Annotated in this window: 19 protein-coding genes and 1 riboswitch; of the genes, 9 read left to right on the forward strand and 10 right to left on the reverse strand. The window is 40.7% G+C overall.

Annotated elements, in window-relative coordinates:
• Nucleotides 1-167: 167 nt before the first annotated feature.
• Nucleotides 168-1,085, forward strand: coding sequence for a lysylphosphatidylglycerol synthase domain-containing protein (locus IJ00_RS22815; RefSeq protein WP_035157069.1), 918 nt, complete (start codon nt 168-170; stop codon nt 1,083-1,085).
• Here the strand turns inward: IJ00_RS22815 and IJ00_RS22820 are convergent.
• Entirely contained in the window at nt 1,082-2,395 is a 1,314-nt protein-coding gene (locus IJ00_RS22820) for a hypothetical protein (RefSeq protein WP_035157071.1), read from the reverse strand. The two genes, IJ00_RS22815 and IJ00_RS22820, sit on opposite strands and share 4 nt — an antisense overlap.
• 1,142 nt (nt 2,396-3,537) lie before the next feature.
• A riboswitch (cyclic di-AMP (ydaO/yuaA leader) is annotated at nt 3,538-3,711 on the forward strand.
• 85 nt (nt 3,712-3,796) lie between these two features.
• Between IJ00_RS22820 and ntrB the strand changes: the two genes are divergently transcribed.
• The 4 genes from ntrB to IJ00_RS22840 all read left to right on the forward strand — a co-directional run bounded on the left by ntrB (nt 3,797) and on the right by IJ00_RS22840 (nt 8,575).
• Nucleotides 3,797-4,648 carry a nitrate ABC transporter permease gene (gene ntrB / locus IJ00_RS22825; RefSeq protein WP_035159500.1) on the forward strand — a complete coding sequence of 284 codons (852 nt, stop codon included), beginning with the start codon at nt 3,797-3,799 and terminating at the stop codon, nt 4,646-4,648.
• A gap of 102 nt (nt 4,649-4,750) precedes the next feature.
• On the forward strand, nt 4,751-6,160 hold the full coding sequence (locus tag IJ00_RS22830) for a CmpA/NrtA family ABC transporter substrate-binding protein (protein ID WP_035157074.1): 1,410 nt from the start codon (nt 4,751-4,753) through the stop codon (nt 6,158-6,160).
• A gap of 130 nt (nt 6,161-6,290) precedes the next feature.
• Nucleotides 6,291-7,127: an ABC transporter ATP-binding protein gene (locus IJ00_RS22835; RefSeq protein ID WP_035157076.1), complete on the forward strand. Its 837-nt coding sequence runs from the start codon at nt 6,291-6,293 to the stop codon at nt 7,125-7,127.
• Between the two features lie 110 nt (nt 7,128-7,237).
• The gene (locus IJ00_RS22840; RefSeq protein ID WP_035157078.1) at nt 7,238-8,575 is read left to right on the forward strand and encodes an SLC13 family permease; all 1,338 of its coding nucleotides are present in this window, start codon (nt 7,238-7,240) and stop codon (nt 8,573-8,575) included.
• 132 nt (nt 8,576-8,707) lie between these two features.
• Here the strand turns inward: IJ00_RS22840 and IJ00_RS22845 are convergent, their stop codons facing one another.
• The 3 genes from IJ00_RS22845 to IJ00_RS22855 form a co-directional block, all read right to left on the reverse strand.
• Nucleotides 8,708-10,132, reverse strand: coding sequence for an NAD(P)/FAD-dependent oxidoreductase (locus tag IJ00_RS22845; protein WP_035159501.1), 1,425 nt, complete (start codon nt 10,130-10,132; stop codon nt 8,708-8,710).
• A gap of 106 nt (nt 10,133-10,238) precedes the next feature.
• Nucleotides 10,239-11,369 carry a threonine-phosphate decarboxylase CobD gene (cobD, locus tag IJ00_RS22850; protein WP_035157080.1) on the reverse strand — a complete coding sequence of 377 codons (1,131 nt, stop codon included), beginning with the start codon at nt 11,367-11,369 and terminating at the stop codon, nt 10,239-10,241.
• A gap of 29 nt (nt 11,370-11,398) precedes the next feature.
• Entirely contained in the window at nt 11,399-11,683 is a 285-nt protein-coding gene (locus tag IJ00_RS22855) for an HU family DNA-binding protein (RefSeq protein WP_035157082.1), read from the reverse strand.
• Nucleotides 11,684-12,094: 411 nt separating this feature from the next.
• Between IJ00_RS22855 and IJ00_RS22860 the strand changes: the two genes are divergently transcribed.
• Nucleotides 12,095-13,573 carry an ABC transporter substrate-binding protein/permease gene (locus IJ00_RS22860; RefSeq protein ID WP_035157083.1) on the forward strand — a complete coding sequence of 493 codons (1,479 nt, stop codon included), beginning with the start codon at nt 12,095-12,097 and terminating at the stop codon, nt 13,571-13,573.
• A gap of 77 nt (nt 13,574-13,650) precedes the next feature.
• Nucleotides 13,651-14,385: an amino acid ABC transporter ATP-binding protein gene (locus IJ00_RS22865; protein WP_035157084.1), complete on the forward strand. Its 735-nt coding sequence runs from the start codon at nt 13,651-13,653 to the stop codon at nt 14,383-14,385.
• 172 nt (nt 14,386-14,557) lie between these two features.
• Here the strand turns inward: IJ00_RS22865 and IJ00_RS22870 are convergent, their stop codons facing one another.
• Both IJ00_RS22870 and psbP read right to left on the reverse strand, forming a co-directional pair.
• Entirely contained in the window at nt 14,558-15,154 is a 597-nt protein-coding gene (locus IJ00_RS22870; protein ID WP_035157086.1) for a nucleoside triphosphate pyrophosphatase, read from the reverse strand.
• 47 nt (nt 15,155-15,201) lie between these two features.
• Nucleotides 15,202-15,747, reverse strand: a complete 546-nt coding sequence (gene psbP / locus IJ00_RS22875) for a photosystem II reaction center PsbP (RefSeq protein ID WP_035157088.1) — start codon at nt 15,745-15,747, stop codon at nt 15,202-15,204.
• A gap of 643 nt (nt 15,748-16,390) precedes the next feature.
• Between psbP and IJ00_RS22880 the strand changes: the two genes are divergently transcribed.
• Nucleotides 16,391-17,383, forward strand: coding sequence for a DUF2278 family protein (locus tag IJ00_RS22880; protein ID WP_035157091.1), 993 nt, complete (start codon nt 16,391-16,393; stop codon nt 17,381-17,383).
• A gap of 91 nt (nt 17,384-17,474) precedes the next feature.
• Here IJ00_RS22880 and IJ00_RS22885 read toward each other — a convergent pair whose 3' ends face one another.
• The 3 genes from IJ00_RS22885 to nusB all read right to left on the reverse strand — a co-directional run bounded on the left by IJ00_RS22885 (nt 17,475) and on the right by nusB (nt 22,093).
• On the reverse strand, nt 17,475-18,860 hold the full coding sequence (locus tag IJ00_RS22885) for a PP2C family protein-serine/threonine phosphatase (protein WP_201782649.1): 1,386 nt from the start codon (nt 18,858-18,860) through the stop codon (nt 17,475-17,477).
• A gap of 820 nt (nt 18,861-19,680) precedes the next feature.
• The gene (ftsY, locus tag IJ00_RS22890; protein WP_035157097.1) at nt 19,681-21,231 is read right to left on the reverse strand and encodes a signal recognition particle-docking protein FtsY; all 1,551 of its coding nucleotides are present in this window, start codon (nt 21,229-21,231) and stop codon (nt 19,681-19,683) included.
• Nucleotides 21,232-21,463: 232 nt separating this feature from the next.
• Nucleotides 21,464-22,093, reverse strand: a complete 630-nt coding sequence (nusB, locus tag IJ00_RS22895) for a transcription antitermination factor NusB (protein ID WP_035157101.1) — start codon at nt 22,091-22,093, stop codon at nt 21,464-21,466.
• Between the two features lie 406 nt (nt 22,094-22,499).
• Between nusB and IJ00_RS22900 the strand changes: the two genes are divergently transcribed.
• Nucleotides 22,500-23,726, forward strand: coding sequence for an RNA-guided endonuclease TnpB family protein (locus IJ00_RS22900; RefSeq protein WP_035157104.1), 1,227 nt, complete (start codon nt 22,500-22,502; stop codon nt 23,724-23,726).
• A gap of 220 nt (nt 23,727-23,946) precedes the next feature.
• Here the strand turns inward: IJ00_RS22900 and lysS are convergent, their stop codons facing one another.
• Nucleotides 23,947-25,473, reverse strand: a complete 1,527-nt coding sequence (gene lysS, locus IJ00_RS22905; protein ID WP_035157106.1) for a lysine--tRNA ligase — start codon at nt 25,471-25,473, stop codon at nt 23,947-23,949.
• Between the last annotated feature and the right edge of the window lie 249 nt (nt 25,474-25,722).

Raw genomic sequence — 25,722 nt, forward strand, 5'->3', positions numbered from 1 at the left:
TAAACCTACCGTGATGGTCCCTATCCTTGATGTCTGTTGAGGGTAGGGTGTCATTTTTTCATGTATCATCTAACACTTATGGGAAAATCCATAATGTGACTAATGTCCCTTGGGTGAAGTATATCAATTATCCTATGATTTGATGAGTCCCAAGCAACCAAATCAAAATGAAACAAAGTTTACGCTGGCTAATTTTGGGGGGAACGCTGTTTTTTCTAGCTACAGCTGTTAAGCAACACTGGCAAGAAGTCGCAGCGATACGCATAGATATCCTCGGATGGGTAATTTTAATTATTGCTACTGGTGTGACATTATTAGCACATACTTGGGCAGGTTGGGTATGGACTTGGGTTCTCAAAGAATTAAATCAATCTGTCAACACCCCAGAGTTTATCCAAGTTTATCTAAAAACGAATATTGCTAAGTATGTACCTGGAAATATTTGGCATCATTATGGGCGAATTGTTGCGGCTAGAAATGCTAATATTTCCATAGGGATAGCCACTATTAGTGTATTAATTGAACCTTTATTAATGGCGGCAGCGGCATTAATTTTAGTTATCTTATTAGGGAATAATCTTACTCATCTCAATAATTCTATTTTGACTCGGATTCTGCAAATTACAGGTTTGATTGTGATTCTGGGTGTAATTCACCCTAGATTCTTCAACCCCATCATTAGTTGGTTGCAAAGTTGGAAGTCAAGAAAATCCGTTAACCAGAATATTGAGACTGTCAGTTTGGGACGTTATCCTCTAATTCCCTTGGTGGGAGAATTGGCTTTTATCCTCCTGCGTAGTATTGGATTTATTCTCACATTCACTGCACTGACACCTATCAAAATTAGTGATATTCCTATTTTACTGGGAGCGTTTAGTTTTTCCTGGTTGTTGGGATTTATTGTTCCAGGAGCACCTGGAGGGTTAGGAGTATTTGAAGCTACGGCGATCGCTCTCTTGCAAAATCATTTTTCTGCGGGAATTATTATTAGTGCAACTGGTTTATATCGTCTTGTCAGTATCCTCTCTGAATCTCTGGGAGCTAGTGTTGCTTGGTTAGACGCACGCTTATTTTCTACTAACTAAGATTTCATCTGAGAAAATACACGAAAGGAATCTAAGTTCATGGGTAATGGAGATATATTTGCTGGGGTGTTTGGCATTTTTATCAAGTTGTATTCCACATTCTCTGCATAAATCGCAAATGTAATACTAAATATTTCAATAAAATTAATTACCCACTGACATTCTTCCTCTGGATATTTTTCGTAATAACGCATTAAATAGGCAATACGGGATTCTAGATGACTCCGGGAATTGGGAGAAATTAAAATGATTTTTAGTAAGACAATTACTAATGTCAAAGGATGTCCTTGAGATAACAACAGGATAAATAAAGGTGCAGGTTCCTTACCATTTTCTGTAGTCAGATAATCAACAACACGATTACACGTTCTTAATAACAAGTCTTTGTTGAGACTCTCACCATCATATCCTGGATTCCAAGTCAACAATTTTTCTGCCAATTGACTTCTCAAAGTATCGACAAAAACTGGTTGCTGTACCGAGAAAATCAAGTATTTCAGCAAACTATCCTTAAAATCAGCTATTTTCTGATTTTGTGTCTGTCTTAAAAAAATATTGGCTATATTCTCGTAACTAAAAGCTCCTTTTTTTACCACAATCGCTTTAATTAAACGTAAGACATCATCACCCAAAATACTAGGATTATGATAGCGATTTTTATGAGATGTATGAGATTGTGAACGAGCAATATACATTGCCAGTTCAAACTTAAATTTATCTTTTAGTTGTTTTGATATTTTACGGGCAACTTCTTGCTGTTCTTTAGGATTATTCTTATCAATTGCTTGAGCTACTAATAGATAGGAGCTATATCGATTTACCCAATGCACTTTTAGACTATCTTCATGTCTATAAGCACAAAGCTTTAATTCTTGAAAATCACGACTATTAATAAAATTTTCTAACCAAAACTTTAAGGTATTGATTCTAATAAATTTATGATTTTTCCGAATCGGCTTATAATTGTCAAATAAATCAACTAGTTCTTGAATATATTTGTATTTTCTATTACTTTCCCAATTGTTGACAAGGATATAGCAACAGCGTTTCAAGGTATTACGAAAATCTTGTTCATTTGTCTTGATAAAAAATTCATAAATTCCTGGTACAGAATCAGCGATAGCAGAATCTAAGCAATCAAGAAAGATTTTTCTAAATTCTCGCAAAACATCTTCCGGAGAGCATTTTTGTACAAGCTCTAGCAGAAAATTATAAATACTTTCCTGGGTAAGATGCACGTTCCACTCTGTTGTATGAGATGTTCTGATATATTGATTAACTGGGTTTGTTATTAAGCTATTTGTGGTCATTATAGTAATGAAGACCAAAAATTCCTTTATTTATATTGTTACACCTTAATTTGAGTAATCAAGGGTATCCATCTACTCTTTATCAATTTCTCTCTACTTTTTACATAAAATTGATAAACCTTCTCTGTAGTGATACGAGTTTAGTGTTCAGGATTTCTGCTTATGGAATAAATACTTGAAAGCTTAATGAAAATATACTTTATGGAAAGTAAAATCGGATATACGTGTGATTTGTGGGAAAAAATATCCCATAAGTCTCATATTTAGTCGTTTGAATCTTGCGGTTTGAGTTGGGTATGTTCCCATTCTAGAAAACGATTTTCAAGTATGCTCACCAGTCGCAACCAAAACAAGAGAGTCAGTAATATTACTGCCCCTTGATAAAAGTTTACCAAAGGTAGAGTGATTTACTGACTCTTGTGATTAATATACGATTTGTTTTACAGTGGGGGTGGAGGGACTTGAACCCTCACGACCGTTTAAGGTCAACGGATTTTCATTCTCCCGTAACTTTCGCTACTGCCTGATGTTAAACATTTTAGGCTTTGAGAATTGGACTCTCTCTTTACCCTCGCCTTGACGTTAGGGTAGCTCCCGTCGAGTCTCTGCACCTTCCTAAATTTAGGTAAAAAGTAGAAGGCAACATTGTTTAGTTTACCTTTTGCTTTTTGCCTGACTTTAGGCTTGGCTCAGGATTGCCTTGTCTGTAATCAGATTTAGGTTTCCCTGAGTTTGAGAGCGGTCACTTACCGGATTTCTCTAGTAAGGCTCAATTGCTTAAGTCCGTAGCGTCTGCCATTCCGCCACACCCCCAAATGATTGGGGTCACTGTTTTGGGTGGAACTTAAAATTTCCACTTTAACTATTTCAGCATTAAATGCGGATTTTGTCCAACAATTTTGCAATTTTTTTGAAATTTCTTTTCACGGGCGGTCAAAACTACTAAAGAATACAATCCGAAAATGGTCACAGGGGAAGAACGGATGGATTCTCACGTCATTACTTAGGTGATTTGATGCTGATGGGAGAATTTTCTTGAGTGATAAATTGTTAAGTTTTGTTAAGCTGGCTATATATAAGGATACTTACCCTGAGGTAGATACACAACTGTTGGCGATATATGTTACTTTCTTTAATCAAGTAGAGTAAGTCAGCCTAATCTAACGAATCTTTGGAATCTCGTTAGAGCGGAGGAACCACCCTGTGGGGCGAATCTTGGGAAAGTTGAAGGTAAAAAGCATCCTCATTACTTCCTAAGAGGGGCATCTCTCAGCCCTAGCCCGTCAGCTAACTTCGTAGGCATTGAGGGAGACTGAAGAGGCAGCATTTTCTGCAAACCTCATCAGTATTCCTGGTTGGTACTGCTCGGATTTTGTACCTGCGATGAATCGAGGTTACCTGATGATATTGCAATTAAATTTAGCTGCGATCGCCGCAGTTGCTAGTCAAGCTGCATGGAAACGTGCCAAGCCGATTGTTTTGCGAGATGTATTCTTGCTGCCTTTAGCAGGATTTGCTGGCATACTTGCTTTGTGGTGGTTAGTGGCAACCTTTCTCACCGATTTGATGCCCACACCAGCAGAGGCATTAATTGCCAATCTTGACTATATTCTCCACCCCTTCTATCGCCGTGGTCCAGGGGATTTAGGTTTGGGTTGGTTATTACTGGCGAGTTTAAGACGAGTATTAATTGGTTTTTCTTTGGGTGCATTGGTTGCCATACCTGTGGGATTTTTAATTGGGATGTCTCGGGTGGCGATGTTAACTCTCAACCCAATTATTCAGATATTTAAGCCAGTGTCACCCTTAGCTTGGCTGCCGATTTCTTTGGCAATCTTTAATCTGGCAGATCCTTCCGCAATATTTGTAATTTTCATTACTTCCCTATGGGCAACTATCATCAACACAGCCCTAGGTGTATCTAGTGTTCCCAAGGATTACCTAGATGTGGCAAAAGTCTTAGAAATGCCACGATGGCGACAAATCATCAAAATAATTTTGCCTGCAAGTTTGCCTTACATTTTTACTGGATTACGCATTAGTTTAGGTATTGCCTGGTTGGTAATTGTCGCTGTAGAAATGTTGACAGGTGGTATAGGTATTGGCTTCTTTGTTTGGGATGAATGGAGTCGCCTGAATTTGAGTTCAGTGTTCTTAGCTGTTTTGGTAATTGGTTTGACTGGATTAATTTTGGATTACGCCGTTGGCAAAATTCAAAATCTTGTCACCCATCGCCCCATATCTGCTAATTAGCAATTCGTTAAGAAATATTTTGTGTTCCCGTCTGTTCCCTGTGTGTATCCTTTTTAACTTACAACTTCGCGGTTGAGCAGATAATTTAGTGGAGTTGAAGCAATGAATAGTAGTAAAAATCTCTGGAAGCGAAGAGTCTTTCTTCAGACTATGGGAGCAACTGCCGCAGGTATGACTTTAAGTTCCTGTGGAATTAATGCCAATCGCGCTCCCCAAAAATTATCTTCAGCAGCGTTGGCAATAGAACCTGTAGTTGATGCTAAGAGCTTAGAAAAACCAGATTTGACTATTGGCTATGTACCAGTTAATGATTGCGCTCCCTTGGCGATCGCCTGGGAAAAAGGTTTTTTCCGTAAGTATGGTTTGAATGTCACTCTCAGTCGAGAAGCAAGTTGGGGTACTTCCCGTGATGGCATCATCTTTGGACGTTTAGACGCTTCTCCCGTAGTCTGTGGTGCGGTGACAAATGCGAGAACCGGAGCGGAAGGAGCGCGTCATGCTCCCCTGTGTGCAGCAATGACAATTCACCGCCATGGTAATGCTTTGACGATGAATCGGGCAATGTGGGAGTCTGGTTTACGTCCTTGGCAAGAATATCAGGGTGATTTAGAAAGATTTGGACAGGATTTTCGCCGCTATTTTGATAGTTTAGCTCCGGAAAAACGGGTATGGGCGGTAGTCCTAAGTTCGGCAATTTACGAATATTTTATTCGTTATTTAGCGGCGGCGGCTGGTGTTCGTCCAGATAAAGAATTTCGCATAATTATTATTCCTCCACCCCAAATGGTTGTGAATATGCGAATTGGAGCAATGCAAGGTTACATGGTAGCAGAACCTTGGAATACAAGGGCAATTTCTGGTAATGAAAATATTGGTTTTACCTTTGCCCAAGGTAGGGAAATTTGGCAAGGACACCCAGATAGATTATTAGCTGTCATGGAATCCTTTATTGATAAATACCCTCGTACCTATCGTTCTTTGGTGAAGGCAATGATTGAAGCCTGCCAATATTGTAGTCAACCAGAAAATCGAGAAGAAGTAGCACAACTTTTGACTAATAAATCTTTCACTGGTGCCAAACTGAAATTGACTCGTCCTGGAATTGTAGGTGAATACAATTATGGTGGTTTTGATAATCGCTCCAGAGTAGTGAAATCATTAGACACGACAGTTTTCTACGATTTACCAGAAAATATCAAAAAAGTAGCGAATGACCATTCTACCTTTCTTTGGCAATCGGAAAGCCTATGGTTAATGACACAAGCAACTCGTTGGGGACAATTGCCTGAATTCCCGAAAAATGCAGAGGAATTAGCCAGGAAAGCTTGGCGAACAGATTTGTATCGAGAGATTGCTGGGGAAATGGGTATTTCCTGTCCCAAGGAAGATTATAAAGTTGAAGTCGCTGAGGCATTTATAGATAAAAAAGCCTTTGATCCCAGTGACCCCATAGGCTATCTCAAAAGTTTTGAGATTCGCGCTCAGTCTCCGCAAAAATTCTTTTTATCCTGAAACCTAATCTGTAAGTGTTTTTATTTCTAGAAAGGCTACACAACTAAATATAAATTCACCAAATGATGATGTTTGGTGTTTTTATCAATAACTACAAATCATTAACCATTGATTACAGGAGTTATGAGCTATGAAGTCAGCACTTCTCCCTAAAGACGACCATAATCTCAATTTACCCAATACAGAATTTCTCGAAATTAAGAACTTATACAAATTTTATCCTAAGTCAAATGGCAGTAAATCTGTCGTTTTAGATGACATCAATCTCTCAATTGGAGAGAATGAATTTATTTCGATAATTGGTCATTCTGGTTGTGGTAAATCAACTTTAATTAAGATTGTTGCTGGTTTAGAAACAGCTTCCAGTGGAGCAGTATATTTAGAGGGAAAAGAAATTCGCAAACCTGGGGCAGAAAGGATGATGGTTTTTCAAAACTATTCACTTTTGCCTTGGTTAACTGTGCGAGAAAATATCCGCTTGGCAGTGGATGAAGTTCTCAGAAATGCGACAAGAGCGGAGAAAGTCGGTCTTGTAAATGAGCATCTAGCAATGGTAAATTTGACTGCGGCTGCGGATAAATATCCCGATGAGATTTCTGGGGGGATGAAACAGCGTGTAGGAATTGCTAGAGCGTTAGCTATTCGCCCAAAAATGTTATTGATGGATGAACCTTTTGGTGCTTTAGATGCTTTAACCAGAGGTAAATTACAGCGTCAGGTATTAGATATTTGGGAGAACCATCGACAAGCGGTGATGATGATTACCCATGATGTCGATGAGGCAATTTATATGAGCGATCGCATCATCTTAATGACTAATGGTCCTGCTGCTAAAATTGGAGAAATTCTGGAAGTTCCCTTCTCCCATCCTCGGAATCGTGCTGAGATGCGTAACTCGAAAGCATATTACGAACTCCGCAATCATGCCTTGAATTTTCTGGATAAGTATTTTACGACTGACGAATAAATCCAGGAGTAAACAGTTTTCCTCATGCTCTATTTTTGCCGCCTATATACATAGGTGGTTTTTTTATTCTAATATGCAACAGAACCGTTATGAGTATTCGGGGCTAAATTATGGAAAACTGGCAAGCTATTGTAAGCGTCGTCACCTTTGCGAGTGTCATTTTCCTAATCATGACAGAGTGGATACATTTGACGATCGCCACTCTCTTGGGAGCTTTAATATTGGTATTTGCCAATGTTATGTCTTTACAAGACGCAATAGGTTATATCGGCAAAAGTCATGGTACTTTGGGCTTATTCTTTGGTGTTATGGTTCTAGTTCGTGCTTTTGAACCGACAAAAATCTTTGAGTATTTAGCCACCCAGATTGTCATTTTAGCCAAAGGTCAAGGGAAACGGTTATTACTGGGAATTGTGGCAATTACAACTCCAATTTGTGCTGTTTTACCGAATGCAACAACGGTAATGTTGATTGCTCCTTTGATTCCACCGATGGCTGAGGAAGTCGGGGTGAATTTTGTGCCTTTATTAATTCTATTGGTATTTGTTGCTAATAGTGCGGGTTTATTAACTATTGTGGGAGATCCCGCTACTTATATCGTCGGGGATGCGGTGAATCTTAGCTTTACAGATTATCTAGAGCGTTTGAGTTTAGGAGGGGCGATCGCAGTTTTAACTGTTGTGTTAACTCTACCCTTTTTATTCCGCAAAATCTGGAATACCAAATTAGATAATCTCACTGATTTACCCCATCCACAAATTAATCATCCCCGTGTTTTAGCTCTAGGGGGATTACTGATTGCCTTTGTTTTACTATTCTTTGTAATTGGGGAATCTTTACCCGTTCCTGTCTCTCCAGCAGCAGTAGCTTTATTAGGAGCAGCTTTAGCTTTACTATTGTCTCATCACAGTAAAATTGACACGGTGAATAATATTTTACGGGATGTAGATTGGAGTACTCTGATATTTTTCATGAGTATATTTGTCTTAATTGGAGGTTTGGAAAAAACTGGGGTAATTAATTCTCTTTCTGGAGTTTTAGCAGTAGCTTTAGGAAAGAATATTTTCCTTGGTTCCTTGGTTTTAGTTTTTTTAGTTGGTATTTTGTCCAGCGTTGTTCCAAATATCCCTTTAGTTGTGGCAATGGTTCCCCTACTCAAACAATATGTGGTGAATGTAGGTTTAGCCCCTGAGGCAATTTTGGCTGCTGATTTTCAAGGACAATATCCTCCAGAAGTTTTACCATTATTTTATGCGATGATGTTTGGTGCAACTTTGGGAGGGAACGGAACTCTTATCGGTGCTTCATCAAATATTGTGGCAGCTGGTGTTGCTGAACAACATGGACGCAGAATTACTTTTAAAACCTTTCTACATTACGGCATTCCTGTGATGTTACTACAATTGCTAATGTCAGCAATTTATGTCTCGGTGAGGTTCTTATTTTGAACCAAGTTTTAATTGGGAAATGGGGTAAATTTTTTGAATGGTGGTAGCCACAGATTTATCACAATTCCCAATTACATGAAATCTCATTCCCTAACTATTGACTAGATAATTTTTCACCTTGTACTTGATTTTCTATATTCGCCAGTTGCGTCTCCAGAGGAAAAAATCATCCAAATATTCTTCTAGAATTAAATTACTATTTAACTTCCTCTGTTGCCATTCCTGCACCAAATTATCTAGGATTTCCATACCTGTTATGGATGCATAATCTTGTAATTTTTGAATTTTAATACCTTTGCTCATACACAGAGCGATGATATTAATTAATTCCCTTGTTTGATTGCCAATTATCGCAGCTCCTAAAATTTCACCGTTGCGGTGGAGAATTAATTTACATAAACCTATAATATTATCGTTGATGTGGGCAGAAAGGGTATTTTTAAAATATTGTTTCAGAATAATAATATTTTTCTCAGAATATTGACGTTTTGCCTGAAATTCTATTAAACCAATTTGTCCTACCATGGGTTGAGTTGATAATGACCAAGGAATAGGATGATAATTAACTTTTTTTATGGGAAAAAATAAGGCATTCTCTACAGCAATTTTTGCTTCATAGTTGGCGATATTTTGCAGATTATAACCACCAATAACATCTCCACAGGCATAAATATGAGGATTGGTTGTTTGTAATTTATCGTTAACTAAGAGACGATTTTGATGCCACTTGACACCGACGCTAGGTAAATTGAGTGTATCTATATTTGCTTGTCGAGATGTGGCAATGACAATCTCATCGGTTTCTATAGCTTTATCTCCAGCTTGTAGCCACTTTTTTTGGTCAATAATTCTCACCTGGGTGACTTCTGTATTGGTGAGTAGTCTAATTCCTTCTGCTTCTAATTGTGCTTGGAGAATTCGAGAGATTTCTGCATCAATTGCAGGTAGAATTTGACCATATTTAACAATTAAAGTGACTTGGCAACCAAGACGAGATAATACTTGGGAAATTTCAATACTATCAAGAGTCCCCCCTAAAATTACCCAATCTTTTGGTAGTTGGGAGTCTCGCAAATAATGCCAAATATTAGATGTGGTAACTTGAGGAATATCTGGAGAGATATGAATATCTGAAAATGTAGGTATGGAACCACTGGCAATGAGATATTTTCGCCCTTTGATATTACGATGGTTGACACTGAGGCTTAAGTCTGGTGCATCTTGAAAATGACCACTACCAAAGATGATATCGACTCCCGGCGTGGATAAAATTTTCTGTAAGCTGTGGTGTTTTTTTTGGGCGATCGCCACATCCACATATAGTTTGATTTCTTGCCAAGTTTGCTGATAATCCTGATTATTGTTATCTGCTTTGACTTTATCTAAGAAAGATAAACTATTTTGAATAACTTGATGAAAAATATCATAGTCAAAATAACTTTGATGCTGTTCTGGTTCAATTAAAGCAACTCTGGCTCTGGATTGACTAGCAATCAGAGCTGCATAATGGGCTGTGGAAGTCCCGCCAATAATCACAAGATCGTAATCAAGAGTCAAGTTGCTTTGCTCCAATTCAAAATTCAAAAAAGGTCATGGATTTTAGTAATAGATTGTGGTGTCTTAAAAAGGCGATTTTTTCTAATTTTCTCGGAGTTATCAGCCATTATCCATGAGCTAAAATTTCACGTAATCCTGTGAGTAGTTGTTGATTTTCCCCAGAGGTACGCACCGCGACTCGAAAATAATTTTCTCCGAGTTCAGGGAAACTCAAGCAGTCACGAACTAGTATTTGGTGATGCTTGAGCAGTCTTTGTTGAATTATTAAACCTGATTGTTGCGATCGCACCAGTAAAAAGTTAGCTGCACCGGGTAAGGGACACAAACCTGGGATTACTGCTAGACCTTGAAATAATTCTTCACGAGCAGTTTTGAGCCATGTCCAGGTTTGCTGTTGAAATTCTTGATCAGCAAGGGCGGCGATCGCGGCTGCCTGTGCCAAGGTATTTACTGACCAAGGATCGCGCCAAGATTGCCATTTCTGTAGACGTTCGGGATGGGCGATCGCATAACCAATTCGCAATCCCGGCAGACTGTAAAACTTAGTTAGCGATCGCAGAATCACCAAATTCGGATGTTCTGGGACTACATCTATCAAGCTTTGCTGCTGATTTGGCTCTAGAAAGTCCATGAACGCTTCGTCCACTACGACTAAAGCAAATTTCTCTAGATAAGGCAAAATTGCGTCCTGTGCCCAAATAAACCCCGTAGGATTGTGAGGGTTATTGAGCAGTATTCCTGAGGATTGGGTAACGAGTGGTGAAAGGGAAGACAGCAGAGAGGGGAAATTACATACCCAAATATTCTTGTCTTCCCCTATTCCTCGTTTCTCCTGGGTAGGTGCGATATCAGGATTGAGCAGAGGAAACTCCAACACTTTAGCGTCGTATGCCGCTAGCGATCGCTTGTAATCGCCAAAGGCTGGAGTTATTAACACAGTGGAATGCAGTGTAGCTAGTTCCCTACCAGCCAAAGTCAATAATTCTGCCGAACCGTTACCCGGCAAAATCCACTCCGTTGGTAGGTGATGAAACTCACTCAGCACCTGCTTCAGGTGGCGATAGTCAGGATCGGGATAGTGCCGTAAATTACCCAATTGGCTAGCGATCGCCGCCAAAACACTACTAGGTGGTCCCAGGGGGCTAATACTGGCGGAGAAATCCACAATCGACTCACTCGGACATCCGGCGATCGCCGATGCCCAAGCTAAATTACCACCGTGTGCAGGATGCTGCATCAAAAAATAGTTCCCAGAAAAACTAGATTCTAAGCTTTTGGGGGTGCTACCCGTTCTCTAAACTGCTTACCCGCAGAGAAGGCAGGAACCTTAGTTGCAGGAATTTCCATTTTTTCATTGGTTTTGGGGTTGCGCCCTTCCCGGGCTTTACGTTCCCGTGATTCAAAGGAACCAAAACCGACTAGTGTCACCTTGTCACCAGAAGAAACCGCTTCAACTATTGTTTCTAAAGCCGCAGTTAATACCGCATCAGCTTGTTTTTTAGTTACACTCGCCTTTTCTGCTACTGCATCAACTAATTCACCTTTATTCATGTCAAACTCCTTAAGTTTTATTTTTGAGATTGTGTACAGATGCACCCTAAGGTATCACTACTTAAATCCCTGTTTAGAGATTTACCAAAATCGCCTTTGAAAGTACTTATGCTTAAAAACGCTGCAACTCCCATCGGTTCGACTTTTCAATGAATCATTCTAAAGTGTCTGAGCCAGAAGTGAACAGGTGAAACCATTAATTTATATAGATTTGGGCATTTTTTTTGTTAAAAAGGGCATTGTTACACTAAAAACCTGCCTTTTGGTAGGGAAAAATACTTAGTGAAAACCCCCGTCATGGGGAATACATGATTGGGTAATGGGTGATGGGAAAAAGCTTATTCTCTATCCTCTATCGCCTATTTCCTATTCTCTATTCCCTAAAAATACATCTACCATTACTTCCTACTGATGCATAAAAGTCATAGATTTTTACTCACAGCCCTGATTACGTTAATTTTCGTAACAAGTAACCTGTTTTCTCCTCTTTCCACAGTTGCTACCTCTGTAGGTAAGGAAACCCTGACAATGCTGACTTCCCCTGACTACCCACCCTTTGAGTATTACGACACAACGGGGGGAGAAAGAAAAATTGTTGGCTTTGATATCGATATTGCCAATTACATTGCCAAGGAACTAGGGGTTAAGCTCCAAATCATGGAATCGGACTTTAGCGGTTTAATTCCAGCGCTACAAGCGAATCGTGCCGATTTTGTCATGGCAAGTATGAATCCGACTCCAGAGCGGCAGAGCAATGTGGATTTTTCAGTGATTTATTACGAGGGTAAAAATACAATCGTTTCTGCCAAAAACAGTAAAATCACCAGCTTGGAAAATCTGGCAGGGAAAACGGTGGGGGTGCAACTAGGAACTACCCAGGAGCAGAAAGTTAAAAAGTTGGCAGAAAAAATCCCAGGAATGCAAGTAAAGCTACTGGGTAAAGCGCCGGATATGATTCAAGAAATTAAGGCTAGACGGATTGATGCCGCGATTTTAGGAGATTCCGTTGCCAATGGTTTTACCCAATCCAATCCTGAGCTAGAGTTTCATATTTTACCGAGTGATGAGCCTGGTGGTGGTTCGGCGATCGCCTTTCCCAAAGGTTCTAATCTTGTCAAACCCTTCAACCAAGTCTTACAAAAAATGCTGGATGGGGGAGAAATCACCAAACTGGAAAAGAAATGGTTTTCTCTGAGTATTCCCACCACCACCCAACCCGTGAAAAAGGGCTTAAATATTGACTTAACCCGAATTATTCCTGATATACCCTTTATCCTTCAGGGTATTCCCGTTAGTTTGATGTTTACCCTGTTATCCCTGGTTCTGGGCTTAATCTGGGGTACAGCCCTATCATTGTGTAAAATCACAGACATCAAGCCCTTAAGGTGGTTTGCCAACGCTTATACATCGGTATTTCGTGGTACACCCATGCTCTTACAGTTAGCTTTGGTTTATTACGCTACACCCCAGTTAACCGGGTATGATATTTCCGCTTTGCAAGCTGGTGTATTCACTTTTACCTTGAATTCTGGCGCATATATGTCAGAAACCATTAGAGGAGGTATCCAAGCTGTAGATAAAGGGCAAGCAGAAGCCGCACTTTCCATGGGTATTCCCTATGGTTTGATGATGTGGGATGTGATTTTGCCCCAAGCTTTGAAAAATATTCTCCCTGCTTTGGTAAATGAAACCATTGGTTTATTGAAAGATTCGGCTTTGGTTTCTACCGTGGGAGTTGTAGAAATTCTCCGTAGTGCCCAAATTGTCGGTTCAAATAAGTATATTTACTTTGAGCCGTTATTATTTGCTGGACTAATTTATTACGTTTTAGTCATGGCTTTAACTTTCACCGCCTCAACTTTGGAAAAAAGATTACGTAAAAGTGAGTAGTAATAAATACTCAAAATATAAACTTTTCTCAAAAGTCCAGATCTAACCATCACCTATTTTCCCCTTATCAATTACCCATGAACAACGTAGTTATTCGTACAGACAATCTCTGTAAATCCTTCGGGAGTCTGGATGTGCTCAAAGAGATTTCCACGGAAATTTATCAGGGTGAAGTTGTAGCAATCCTTGGTCCGAGCGGCTCCGGTAAATCGACTTTTCTGCGGTGTATGAATTTACTAGAGCGTCCGACAAAAGGCAAAGTATACTTCAATACCCAAGATATTACCCAGCCCCAGGTGAATATTTCCCAGATTCGTCAGCACCTAGTTATGGTGTTTCAGCACTTTAATCTGTTTCCCCACATGACGGTGTTACAAAATGTTACCTATGCGCCGATAAAAGTCAAAGGGGTGCAGAAAGAAAAAGCTTGGCAACGAGGGATGGAATTATTAGACAAGGTGGGTTTAGGCGAAAAAGCTGATGTTTTTCCAGCCAAATTATCAGGAGGGCAAAAACAACGGGTAGCGATCGCCCGTGCCTTGGCAATGGAACCAGAAATGATATTATTCGATGAGCCAACCTCTGCTCTGGATCCAGAAATGGTGAAAGAAGTTTTAATGGTAATGAAAGAATTAGCCCAGACAGGAATCACCATGGCGATCGTCACCCATGAAATGGGATTTGCGCGGGAAGTCGCCAGTCGGATTATGTTCCTAGATCAAGGTAGGCTAGCAGAAGATAGCACCCCCAAGGAATTTTTCCATCATCCTCGTAGCGATCGCGCTCAACAGTTTTTAGAAAAGATGCTGTAGGAAAAGACTTTTTCCCTGGCGATCGCAAAAACTTTATCTGATTATCACTACCAACGGGAATTATTTTGGTAGAATTACGGAAAGCAAACATGATTGTTTGCTCCTCACACCACACCGAACTCTCTTGTGATACAAAAGCAAGGGAGTTTTTCTTATTCAGAATTTTGAGTACCTAACTCTGCCAAAAATCCGTGACATCGTACCCTAAATCCGTCAACATTTGTCGCAGTAGGGGCAAACTCAAACCAATGACATTACTGTGGCATCCATCGATTTTTTCGACAAATAACCCCCCTTTCCCTTCCAGAGCAAAACATCCGGCACATTTTAGGGGTTCAGCAGTGGCAACGTAGGCAGAAATGGCGCGATCGCTCATGGGAGCAAAATAAACCCTAGTAACTTGACACTTGACTAAGACTTGATTTTTGCGATTATCAATCAATGCATGACCAGTATACAAGTCCCCATAATGACCTTGCATAATTTGCCAGCGTTGTTTTGCTTCCTCTGGATTTTCTGGTTTCCCATAAATTTCACCATTAACTGCCAAAACAGAATCACAACCCAAGATTAAATCATCAGGAAATTGTGAACAGACAGTTTCTGCTTTTTTCTGTGCCAAAACCTGCACTAATTCCCCAGCATCAATAAGTGTGATTTGCGACTCATCAAAATCACTGACACAAACTACTGGTTCAATCCCCGCAGTTTGCAACAATCGACGACGAGCAGGAGAAGCAGAAGCAAGAACAAATTTTGGAATACTCATGCTACTGATGTGTAATTCGTAATACTCAATTTCCCAACACTGATACTTTAGTAAACTGCAAAGGAATCAATAGTCTCTTCAAGCATCGATTTGACTTTTTGCCAGCGTCGCTCAGAAACCGAAGCATTAAAAGTAAACAATTTACCCCGACTAACAGCAACACTAGCCAGGTTGTGACGTTGTTTATTATTAGGTAGGGTGACTAAATACTCTAACAGGTAATAGTTTTTGCCCTTCACTTCCCTTTGTTCTGCATTTACCAGTTCTGCTTTTCTTCCAGAACCTTCAGGAGCTAGAGCATTATTACCTAATTTATATCCGACTTCGCCCGGTGTTCCCAATTCTGCTAAGGTTTTTCCCTTGGGAACTGGACTAATCACAACAGAAATATTTTCTGTAGTTTCAATAATGTCATGAAAAACAACATCTGGACCATTAGCTACTTTAACTTGTACCCAACCATTGGGATAGAGAAATTGATAGCCATCGTTGGTATCTACAAAACTTTTCAGTGCAGCTGCATTTGCTACGCCAGAATTACTGCAACTGAAGGATAGCACTAATAAAATAATTACTGTAATTCGTTTCCACATTTTTCTGATTCTACTGGAAGCAATAGCCCGTTTACCGTTCTTAATTCTCCCACGGATGCTGAACAACTGAAGATATTACTCTGGGGAAATGGGGAAAGAATCGCGGAAAACAAGAGTAGCAGTTTGTCACGGAAGTTGTAACTGGTAAAAATGTGTGATGGGAGCGTCTAGCTAACTGATTTGAGAAAGCAGGCAGGATGCCCGTAATACCCCACATCCATCAAAATAAAATTGACGGGGTAGTTGTCTGTCAAATTTGAATTGGGGGACAAGGGGGACAAGGAAGACAAGGAAGACAAGGGGGACAAGGGGGATAAGGGGGATAAGGAAGACAAGGGGGACAAGGGGGATAAGGAAGACAAGGGGGACAAGGGAGAGATATTCCTCAAATTAACCTTGACAGTATAGTAGTTGTCCAGTAAGGAAACTGTAACTGGCAAATAAATCTACCTACTCATTACTCCTTACTTAAATACTATTTATTACTTTGCTCCCAGAGGAAATTATCTAAGTATGCTACATCCATACATAGGTTATGGTGTACCCAATCAATTACAGCTAAGGAAAATCTGAAAGATTCAGAAATTCTTGGGTTGTAGCCTGTAAGTATAATTTCCCACAATCAGTAATCGAGGAAAAATCAATGCCTTTAAAAAATTATGGTGTGCTTAAATGTCGAGGTGTCGATCGCAAACTCGGTGAGGGTCCAACCCCCCATTACCAAGTGTTGGTGAGTGATAACAATCTGCAACACCGGATTGCGATTAACGTTAAGTCTAAAGAGAGTCCCTCAGAGCTTTTGTATTACATCGATAGTAAATTTGACCATCCAATTCTCAAAGGGTTGGTGGAATTAGATTATGGTTTTCACGAAATCAATCGGCAACCAGGTGGACTAGCGATAGACTTAATTCGTGGCAATTTACTTGATGTTTCCCAGATGAAACCCTTGCCTCACAATGTCCCTGGACCAGACAATGACTTAAATGAATTAATTGATTTATATATTGGGCGATCGCTCAATAGTGATGCAACTATCTACGCTTTTGGAGAAAAATGGGGACCAGAAAACGATGTCAAAGATAAATATTTTGGCTTCCTTCCTGGTAACGGGATTCATGACATCCACATGAACCAGGGTAATGTTGATAGATTTCAGAAAGATGATGGTGTATGGCAAGATGGTGGACTGATAATTCATTACCCTTCTCGTAATCAGTGGGTGGGTATCTTCCTAGCTTTCCAATCTCAAACCTTCCACACCGACGATACTACAGGTCATCGACTAGATGATATCGCAGTCACACCAACCGCAGCTGCAATGAGAATTGTCGCTGCTGCCATTAACCCCCTCGGTGACGATTCTGGTAAAGAAACTGTCATTTTAATTAACTCCTCACCCGAAGTAATTAATCTGACAAACTGGTCACTAGCAGATAAACTCAAGCAAAAATATCGTCTTCAAGGAACCATTAATCCTGGAGAAACCCTCAAAGTGCAAATCCCCCAAAAGACAATACAGTTAGATAATCAAGGGGGTATCATTACACTCTTAAATGATAAAGGCATCAAAATTGACGGTGTTTCCTACACTAAAGAAGATGCCCAAAAACAAGGGTGGATGGTAATTTTTTAACAAATCAGGGTAAAAATATGGTGCCACAAGGGTCTGCCTTTTACCCACAAAAATTCAGAGTTCAAGCGCAAAATATCTTGACAGATATCCACTAATCTGCACGTAATACAACTAAAGTCATATCATCGGTGTTTTGTTTATCTGCACCGATGAATTTTTGTAATTTCTCAAATAAATATTCTAAAATTTCTTGGGGATGCTGATAGGAAGAGCAAGCAAAATTCAAAGATTCCATTAAATTTTCTTCCTCGAAGCGAGAACCGCTAGGAGAGGCAGCATCAGTCAAGCCATCAGTATAATAAATAATTGTATCCCCAGGTTCTAAAATTACCTGGTCATCTTCATATTGACTATTAGCATCTAATCCAATCAAAACTCCCAAAGTATCCAAACGGGTGACTTTTTTGCTGGCAGCGTGCCACCACAGAGGAGGATTATGTGCTGCATTGCTGTAAGATAATACCCGTGTTTTTGGGTCATATTCTGAATAGAATAAGGTGACAAAACGATTAGAATTTTCTAAATCGGCATACATAACCCGATTCAAATTTTGTAAAATTCTGGCTGGGGGATGACCGTGTAACACTTCACCCCGTAGCATTCCTCGCATCATGGTCATAATTAAGCCAGCAGGAACACCTTTACCCATAACATCACCAATCACTAAAGCCCAACTTTCTGCCTCAGTGTTATCCTGTTTCAGAAGTTGAATTTGATTTTGGTTAGTAGGGATAAAGTCATAATAATCACCACCCACCCGGTTAGCTGGTTTACATCTTGCAGCTAAAGATACTCCAGGAATTGTCGGACATTGACGCGGTAAAAGTCGGCGTTGAATTTCGGCACCAATTTCTAATTCTTGATCTAAGCGTTCTTTTTTCTTTAATTCAACGGCTAATTCATCGTTTTCAATGGCGACAGCAGTCTGATCAGCAACTAATCGAACTAGCTTTTGTCTAGTTTCAGTCCAACTATATTCTGCATCTCGACTCAGAACATATAGCCAACCTCGTTCAATATGTTTAACTAAAATTGCTGTACCAAATATTTGAATATCGGCTCCTAGACAGCGTTGCATCGGGTCATCTAACACCCCAGTCGAATTATTGACTGATGAGGTATTGGGAATAAAAGTAATTTGACTACTGGCGATTTCTAAGGCTTTGCGAATATTTTTCCGTTGGCGACTATCTTGCCAGTGGAGTTGTTCGAGTCTGATTTGACCATTGGGTTTATAGAGAAATAATGCGCTACCATCTGCATCTGTGACTCTAGTTGCCATGAGGGGAATCAGTTCTAGAAATTGATTTAAATTATTGAAGCTTCTGAGGGCAAAACCTAAAGAACTGAGTAAGTCTTGAATTTTATTTTGCTCACGGTGCAACCTTGCCACAAGCTCTTTTAATGCGACAACTGGGGTGACATCCGTTGCAGCACTACTGTTGTTATCAGGGGGTTCGTAAGGCAGTTTTGGCACAGGTTCTGCTAATATTACACTTGATTTTAGTCAAAGAATTTTTTTACCATTATTCCTGCTTTAACTTAGCTCAACCATATTGAAATAAGGTCTACTAATTTAGCAAGAGTAGAAAGACGTAGCCTAGAGAATCTAAAGTATTTCGTTTTCTGAAATCAGGAAAATAATTTTTACAATCATAAGTATGGGCAATCAATTCACGACTATGGCTAAATATAGGTATAACTTTACATGAAAATTCAGCGTAGTTTATCGATGAATATTGATTGATTCATGGATATTCAGGCTGGAAATAAAGCAAATAAATTATCTTTTGGACTTGACTGTAACAAGATTGGGAATTTTGTCCTCTGGGAATTATGCCTAGGGGCATTTCTATATAGGAATGTTGGCATTAGTATAACTAATGTTTTTTGAATGTTGAGAAGAATACCTAGAAAAAATCCACTCATACATAGAGACTTTTAGTAGTATTAGTAACTAGCAAAAGATTTTCGGTGATGCACTTTTTTGCATATTTTTACAGTTGTTGAGCAGGCTTGATCTGCGGATTTGGGGGGTTTTGGGTGGTGTATACCTCGGATAAATTACTATTTTGCTGCAATATTGTACCTTCTGAGGGTGCAAAAAAATCATTTCTCGGAAAAGTTTGATGAAAAATTTGATGCCAAGGTTGGGGTAATCACATGAAAAGACGTTCCCTAGGGAACGTCTCTGACTGAAAAATGGGTAAAGAGAAAAGACGAACAGAAGCTAGGACGCATTTAATTTGTGTGACAAAGACATCCTACCCGCACTAGTAGGGCGGAAATCAGGAATTTTAGCCACTCAAAAGAGCTTCCACAAATTCGTAGCTGGAGAAGGGGCGTAAATCTTCAATTCCCTCACCTGCACCAATAAAACGAATGGGTAAACCCAATTGTTGAACAACTGCTAGGGCAATACCACCTTTGGCACTACCATCTAATTTAGTGAGAACAACACCTGTGAGGTTGGCAGCTTCGGCGAAGACTTGAGCTTGACGTAAGCCATTTTGTCCGAGGGTGGAATCGAGAACTAGAAGTGATTCAATTTTGGCATCTGGGGCTTTTTTGTCGATAATTCGCCGTACTTTGGTGAGTTCTTCCATGAGGTTTTTCTTGTTTTGTAGCCTACCGGCGGTATCTACAAGGAGTAGCTCCGTTTGTCGGGAATTGGCGGCGGCGATCGCGTCAAAAACAACGGCTGCGGGGTCAGTATTTTTACCGGGATTGGCAATAACTTCGACTCCGCTTCTGCTTCCCCATACTTTCACCTGTTCTACCGCAGCAGCTCTAAAGGTATCTGCCGCACCGATTAAGCATTTGTAACCGGATTTTTGGGCTAAATGGGCAAGTTTTCCGATGGTTGTGGTTTTACCTGCACCATTGACTCCGGTAATTAACCAAATATTTAAGTTGTCTTTGTCTGGAGCAAATTGACGAGCATTTTCTAGGGGTGCGTCTAACATCTGCCGGAGAATGGTTTTGAGATAGGCGATCGCCGCATCTGGAGGTAAAATTTCCTCTCGCATTTTTTGCTGTAACGCCGCAATCACATAGTCTGTAGCTTCTACACCCACATCTGCTTGTAATAATAAAGCTTCAATTTCGGCGACCGCATCTTGATTTAGGGGACCTTGACCAACTATTGCTTTGAGTTGGTTGAGAATATTTCGTCGAGTTTTGTCTAAACCTTGACGGAGTTTTTTCAGCCAGGTAATTTCTTCTATGGATATATCTTCTGCCCGTCGTCCCTGGGCAGCTAAAACTTCTGCTGACCAAATAAACCCATCATCAAATATGACATCGGGGGTGGCAACTGGGTCTGTTTTGGTCTCAGTTAGGGTAACTTCTGGTTCTGATACATCAATGGCATTAGCCATCAAACGCTCCTGCTTGGCTTGGCGTTCGGCTGCTGCTCGTTCTATCAGGGATGGGACAACAGTTGGAGTAACGGGTGCTTCTGTGTTGATTTCCGGGCTGCTGGTTGTGTCTTCTACAACCTCATTTGTTGCCTGTGGCTCTGTAACAGTTTCTTCTGGAGTTGTGTTTGTAACTGTGTCTTCTGCAAATACCTCTTTATCTTCTGTAATTGCCTCTGTTACTTCTGAGGTTTCAACAGGAGATTCAGTACTTTCTAAAACTTCTTCTGTACTTATAGTCTGTTGTTTGTCTTGAATATTTTTATAGGCAGCTTTAGCAAATGCTAATAAATCAGTGGCAACCTCTGGTTCTGCGGGAGAAGTAGCAGCAGTGTCTGTGGTTGCCTCAGTGGTGGAAGTTTCCTCTTGGGGTTGTTGAGGTGTATCAGAAGTGTCATCATTTTGACGACGGAACCAGTTAAAAACCATTGCAGCTAGTAGTATGAGTTGTGATTTATCTCCACACTACCAACTAAATCGGCTCGGTCAAACAATTTGAGACTGTTGAATGTGAGATTTTTGCTTAGGGAAGGGATGACTTGTTGCAGAATGAGGGAAAACAGTTAGGGAGTAATGAGTAGGGAGTAATGAGCAATGAGAGGCTATTCAAAATCAACGAAACCATTACACTGTATTCATTTTGAATTCTGCATAGCGGATTCTAGGCTGTTTGCTTTTGTTCTGTCACCTTTCTCAGCACACCATTGATAAATCGATGACCGTCTTCACCACTGTAGCGTTTAGCTAATTCTATTGCCTCATCAATAGCTACACGGTCGGGAACATCCAGAAATAACATTTCTCCTACGGCAATTCGCAGAATATCCCGGTCAATTTGTGCTAAACGGGTAACTTGCCAATCGACTAAAGCTGTGGAGATGCGTTCATCTATAACTTGACGTTCTTCACTGACGGTGATAACTATTTGAATCGCATATCTACTAACTTCCTTATCTTGATTAGCCAGTTGAATTAATTCAGGAAATTCCACTGCTGCACCAAGTTGATTGATGGCAATTTGTGTGTATGAGATTGCCTCTTTGACCATGGTTCTGGATGTATCCAAATCACTGGCACGAGTTTGACTACTGAGGAGGCGATCGTTACTACGTTGCAGCTCGGAAGAGGCGTTATCTAGGGTATCTTGGACTTCCAGGGTTAAAGTTCGGACTGCGGCAAGTACTAACTTGGGTAGTTGTTCTGGAGTTAATTTTTTGGGATTAGTTGGCAGTTGTGAAAGGCTTAATAATGCCAATTCACGAGAGATTTGGCGGGGTTTCCGAGATCGCATAGGTGTGCCTGTGTATGGGGAGTAATTTACCAAGACTAACAAAGTTAGTTCACATTATCATGGATAAGGCTGCTTATTAAAACAAAGCTAAATTTACGATAGAAGCAGCAAAAATTCACTTTACCCTTTTCCGTGGATAATTGCTCACAAACCGGAAAAGTTATTTATTTAGTTAACTGAATCGCCGTAAGTCCCCCACTGAATTCTGAGTACAGAATTCAGTGGGGGGATATAAGGCGGGCTGTGACGATTGCGTCTTTTCCCTTATCAACCGTAGGTAGATAAGGGAAAAGATGTATTTTAGCGAAGCGGCGCGTTAGCGCGGAGTAGCCAAATATTTTCTGGATTTACTTTACTGGTAACTGTAGATAGCAGTAAGATATGTAAATCAAGGAGGTGATGTTGAGTGCTGCATAAAGCTGTTCAAGTTCGCTTATACCCATCAAAAGAGCAAGAAACACTATTGGCACAGGCATTTGGATGCTCTCGCTGGTGGTGGAATTATGCTCTAAACAAATCAATCGAGACTTACAAAGAAACGGGTAAAGGACTGGGGCAATCAGCACTCAATGCACTTTTACCCAAGCTCAAAAAAGCAGAGGATACCAAGTGGCTGGCTGATTGTTATAGCCAAGTTTTGCAAGCCACAACTCTCAATCTAACCACTGCGTATAAGAACTTTTTTGATAAGCGTGCGGGGTTTCCTAGATTCAAATCTAAGCACGGCAAGCAGTCGATTCAATACCCACAAAACGTCAAAATTGTGGATGGTAATGTCAAACTTCCCGGTAATATTGGAGTTGTCAAAGCCAAGATACATCGACTAATTGAAGGAAAAATCAAAACTGTCACTTTAAGCAAAACTCCGTCAGGAAAGTACTTCGCGTCTATCCTGACTGAAGTGGATGGCAATGCTCCCGCGATGGCAGAAGGCAAGATTTACGGCGTTGACTTAGGGCTAAAACATTTTGCTGTTGTCACCGATGGCGAAAAGGTTTCTAAATACGACAACCCAAGACATATTGCCAAGCATGAATGCAATTTGAAGCGAAAGCAGAAAAAATTAGCGCGTAAACACAAGGGGAGTAATTCAAGAAATAGATATAGAAAAGTTGTTGCCAAAGTGTACGAACGAGTAAGCAATTCGCGGCAAGATTTTTTACATAAACTTAGTTATAAGTTGGTCAGCGATAGCCAAGCTGTCATAGTAGAGAATCTTCATGTCAAGGGCATGGTTCGCAACCGTAATTTGGCAAAAGCAATATCTGATTGTGGGTGGGGAACATTCACCAACTTCTTAGCCTATAAGCTAGAACGCAAATGCGCAAAGTTGGTTGAAATTGACAGATGGTTCCCTAGTTCCAAGCTCTGCTCTAATTGTTTCCATCAAGTCCGCGAGATGTCACTGGATGTCCGTGAGTGGACTTGTCCCCACTGCGGTACCCACCATGACCGGGATGGAAACGCAGCGATAAATATTAGAGCAGAGGGAATCAGAATGCTAAAGGCGGAAGGTTCAGCCGTCTCTGCTGTAGGAGGGGAGGTAAGACCAAAGATGGGGCGAAAGTCTCACCTGCGGCACTCCCCCGTGATTACAGAAGCCTACACTGTACCGTCAGGTCAGTGTGGGTAGTTCACGTCATTAGTTTATCGGTAAATATCAGGTTTTGGGAAATATGAAGATTGTGGCGATCGAACGACCTTCCGCTACGCGAGTGCTGAAGTCATACCAAGAAAAAAATACCCCAGGAATTTGGGATATTTTCTGTTTATAAGTCCCTTTTTATACTCAAAATTCCGATTAGCCAAAAGGCAAGGTAGAGTATGGAAACTGTAAATTAATAGGGATATTCCTAGGAATCGGTGGTTTTCTCTGGTTCTGATTTTTCTGGCTTGAGGAGAGGGAAGGCGATCGCGTCTCGAATACTGGCACAGTCTGTTAACAACATGACTAACCTATCGATGCCAATACCTAAACCTCCCGTGGGGGGCATTCCGTATTCCAGGGCGGTGAGGAAGTCTTCATCGACACCTTGAGCTTCTAAGTCTCCGGCGGCTTTGCGTTCGGCTTGGGCTTCTAAACGTTGCCTTTGGTCGATGGGATCGGTAAGCTCGGAGAAGCTATTGGCGGTTTCTCTACCAACGACGAACAACTCAAACCTTTCTACTAAACCCGGTTGGGAACGGTGGGGTTTGGCAAGGGGTGAAATTTCTACGGGGTAGTCAATGACGAAGGTTGGCTGGATGAGTGTGGTTTCGACTTTCTCTTCAAAAGCTAAATTCAGTAATTTGCCAATTGATGGGCATTCTGCCGCACCAGCAATTTCCGCAGCTTGACAAGCAGCCTTTGCCTCATCCACCGTTGCAAAGCTGGTAAAATCAATACCTGTAGCCTCTTTCACCAAATCATGCATGGTGACACGTCGCCAGGGTGGGGTTAAATCTACCTCTTGCCCTTGGTAGTTAATTTTCAGTGTGCCTAATACTTCCTGGGCTACGGTGGTAATAATACCCTCCGTCAGTGCCATCATGTCGTGGTAGTCGGCGTATGCTTGATAAACTTCGATGGAGGTAAATTCGGGGTTATGGCGGGTAGAAACTCCCTCATTCCGAAAAATTCGCCCCAATTCAAAGACTTTTTCAAAGCCACCGACAATCAACCGTTTGAGATGAAGTTCCGTAGCAATCCGTAGGTATAACTCGATTTCTAAGGTATTGTGGTAGGTGATAAAGGGGCGAGCATCGGCACCTCCTGCCTCTGATTGTAAAACTGGGGTTTCAATTTCAATAAATCCCCGTTCATCTAGGTAACGTCGGATACCGGCAGTAATTTGAGCGCGACGACGAAAAGTCTGTCTAACTTCGGGATTGACGATTAAATCTACGTATCTTTGGCGGTAGCGTTTGGCAATATCTGTTAATCCATGCCATTTATCAGGTAAGGGCAACAGTGATTTGGTAAGAATCGCATATTCCCGTACATGAATGGATAATTCACCCTTTTGAGTTCGTTTAATAGTTCCTTTAACACCGAGGATATCGCCAACATCCACGAGTTTCTCCAATTGTTTGAAGGCATTTTCTAGGATAGATGCCATACCTTCATCAATGGTTTTTTTATCTAAATAAAGTTGAATTTTAGCAGTTTCATCTTCTAGGGTGCAGAAAGCCAATTTTCCCATGAAACGACGCGCCATCACACGTCCGGCGATCGCCACTTCTAAATCTACTTCTTCACCGCTCGGCAAGTCAGCGAATTTCGCTTGTAATTCAGCTGCGTGGTGGGTAGCATCCCAACGATAGGCGTAGGGATTCATTCCTAATTGTCTCAGTTGCTCGACTTTTTCTAATCGCGTGGCGCGGATATCTTCTTCCGACATGATTAACGAACTTGATTCAGGGCAAGAATTAATTATAGATGCTGTCTCAAGCTCTAGACTCATTTATCTTGGGGGTTTTTCTGGGGTAATGGGTTTCTCATCCACCAGGCGATCGCCTATCTTATTCAATTCCTGGAGAAGAATCATCAGATGAAAGTGTTTCATCTCAATTTTTACATCTCTTTATGAAACCCAAGAGGCTGTAGGGGTGGGTTTACTAGTATCTTGTGAATAATTGAAGCATATTTG

The organism is Calothrix sp. 336/3, assembly GCF_000734895.2.
Taxonomy (GTDB): domain Bacteria; phylum Cyanobacteriota; class Cyanobacteriia; order Cyanobacteriales; family Nostocaceae; genus 336-3.

Bases quoted from the DNA above. Each gene is read 5' to 3' on its own strand.
- IJ00_RS22815 (WP_035157069.1), top strand. From the start codon at position 168: ATGAAACAAAGTTTACGCTGGCTAATTTTGGGGGGAACGCTGTTTTTT.
- IJ00_RS22820 (WP_035157071.1), bottom strand. From the start codon at position 2,395: ATGACCACAAATAGCTTAATAACAAACCCAGTTAATCAATATATCAGA.
- ntrB (WP_035159500.1), top strand. From the start codon at position 3,797: ATGATATTGCAATTAAATTTAGCTGCGATCGCCGCAGTTGCTAGTCAA.
- IJ00_RS22830 (WP_035157074.1), top strand. From the start codon at position 4,751: ATGAATAGTAGTAAAAATCTCTGGAAGCGAAGAGTCTTTCTTCAGACT.
- IJ00_RS22835 (WP_035157076.1), top strand. From the start codon at position 6,291: ATGAAGTCAGCACTTCTCCCTAAAGACGACCATAATCTCAATTTACCC.
- IJ00_RS22840 (WP_035157078.1), top strand. From the start codon at position 7,238: ATGGAAAACTGGCAAGCTATTGTAAGCGTCGTCACCTTTGCGAGTGTC.
- cobD (WP_035157080.1), bottom strand. From the start codon at position 11,369: ATGCAGCATCCTGCACACGGTGGTAATTTAGCTTGGGCATCGGCGATC.
- IJ00_RS22855 (WP_035157082.1), bottom strand. From the start codon at position 11,683: ATGAATAAAGGTGAATTAGTTGATGCAGTAGCAGAAAAGGCGAGTGTA.
- IJ00_RS22860 (WP_035157083.1), top strand. From the start codon at position 12,095: ATGCATAAAAGTCATAGATTTTTACTCACAGCCCTGATTACGTTAATT.
- IJ00_RS22865 (WP_035157084.1), top strand. From the start codon at position 13,651: ATGAACAACGTAGTTATTCGTACAGACAATCTCTGTAAATCCTTCGGG.
- IJ00_RS22870 (WP_035157086.1), bottom strand. From the start codon at position 15,154: ATGAGTATTCCAAAATTTGTTCTTGCTTCTGCTTCTCCTGCTCGTCGT.
- psbP (WP_035157088.1), bottom strand. From the start codon at position 15,747: ATGTGGAAACGAATTACAGTAATTATTTTATTAGTGCTATCCTTCAGT.
- IJ00_RS22880 (WP_035157091.1), top strand. From the start codon at position 16,391: ATGCCTTTAAAAAATTATGGTGTGCTTAAATGTCGAGGTGTCGATCGC.
- ftsY (WP_035157097.1), bottom strand. From the start codon at position 21,231: ATGGTTTTTAACTGGTTCCGTCGTCAAAATGATGACACTTCTGATACA.
- nusB (WP_035157101.1), bottom strand. From the start codon at position 22,093: ATGCGATCTCGGAAACCCCGCCAAATCTCTCGTGAATTGGCATTATTA.
- lysS (WP_035157106.1), bottom strand. From the start codon at position 25,473: ATGTCGGAAGAAGATATCCGCGCCACGCGATTAGAAAAAGTCGAGCAA.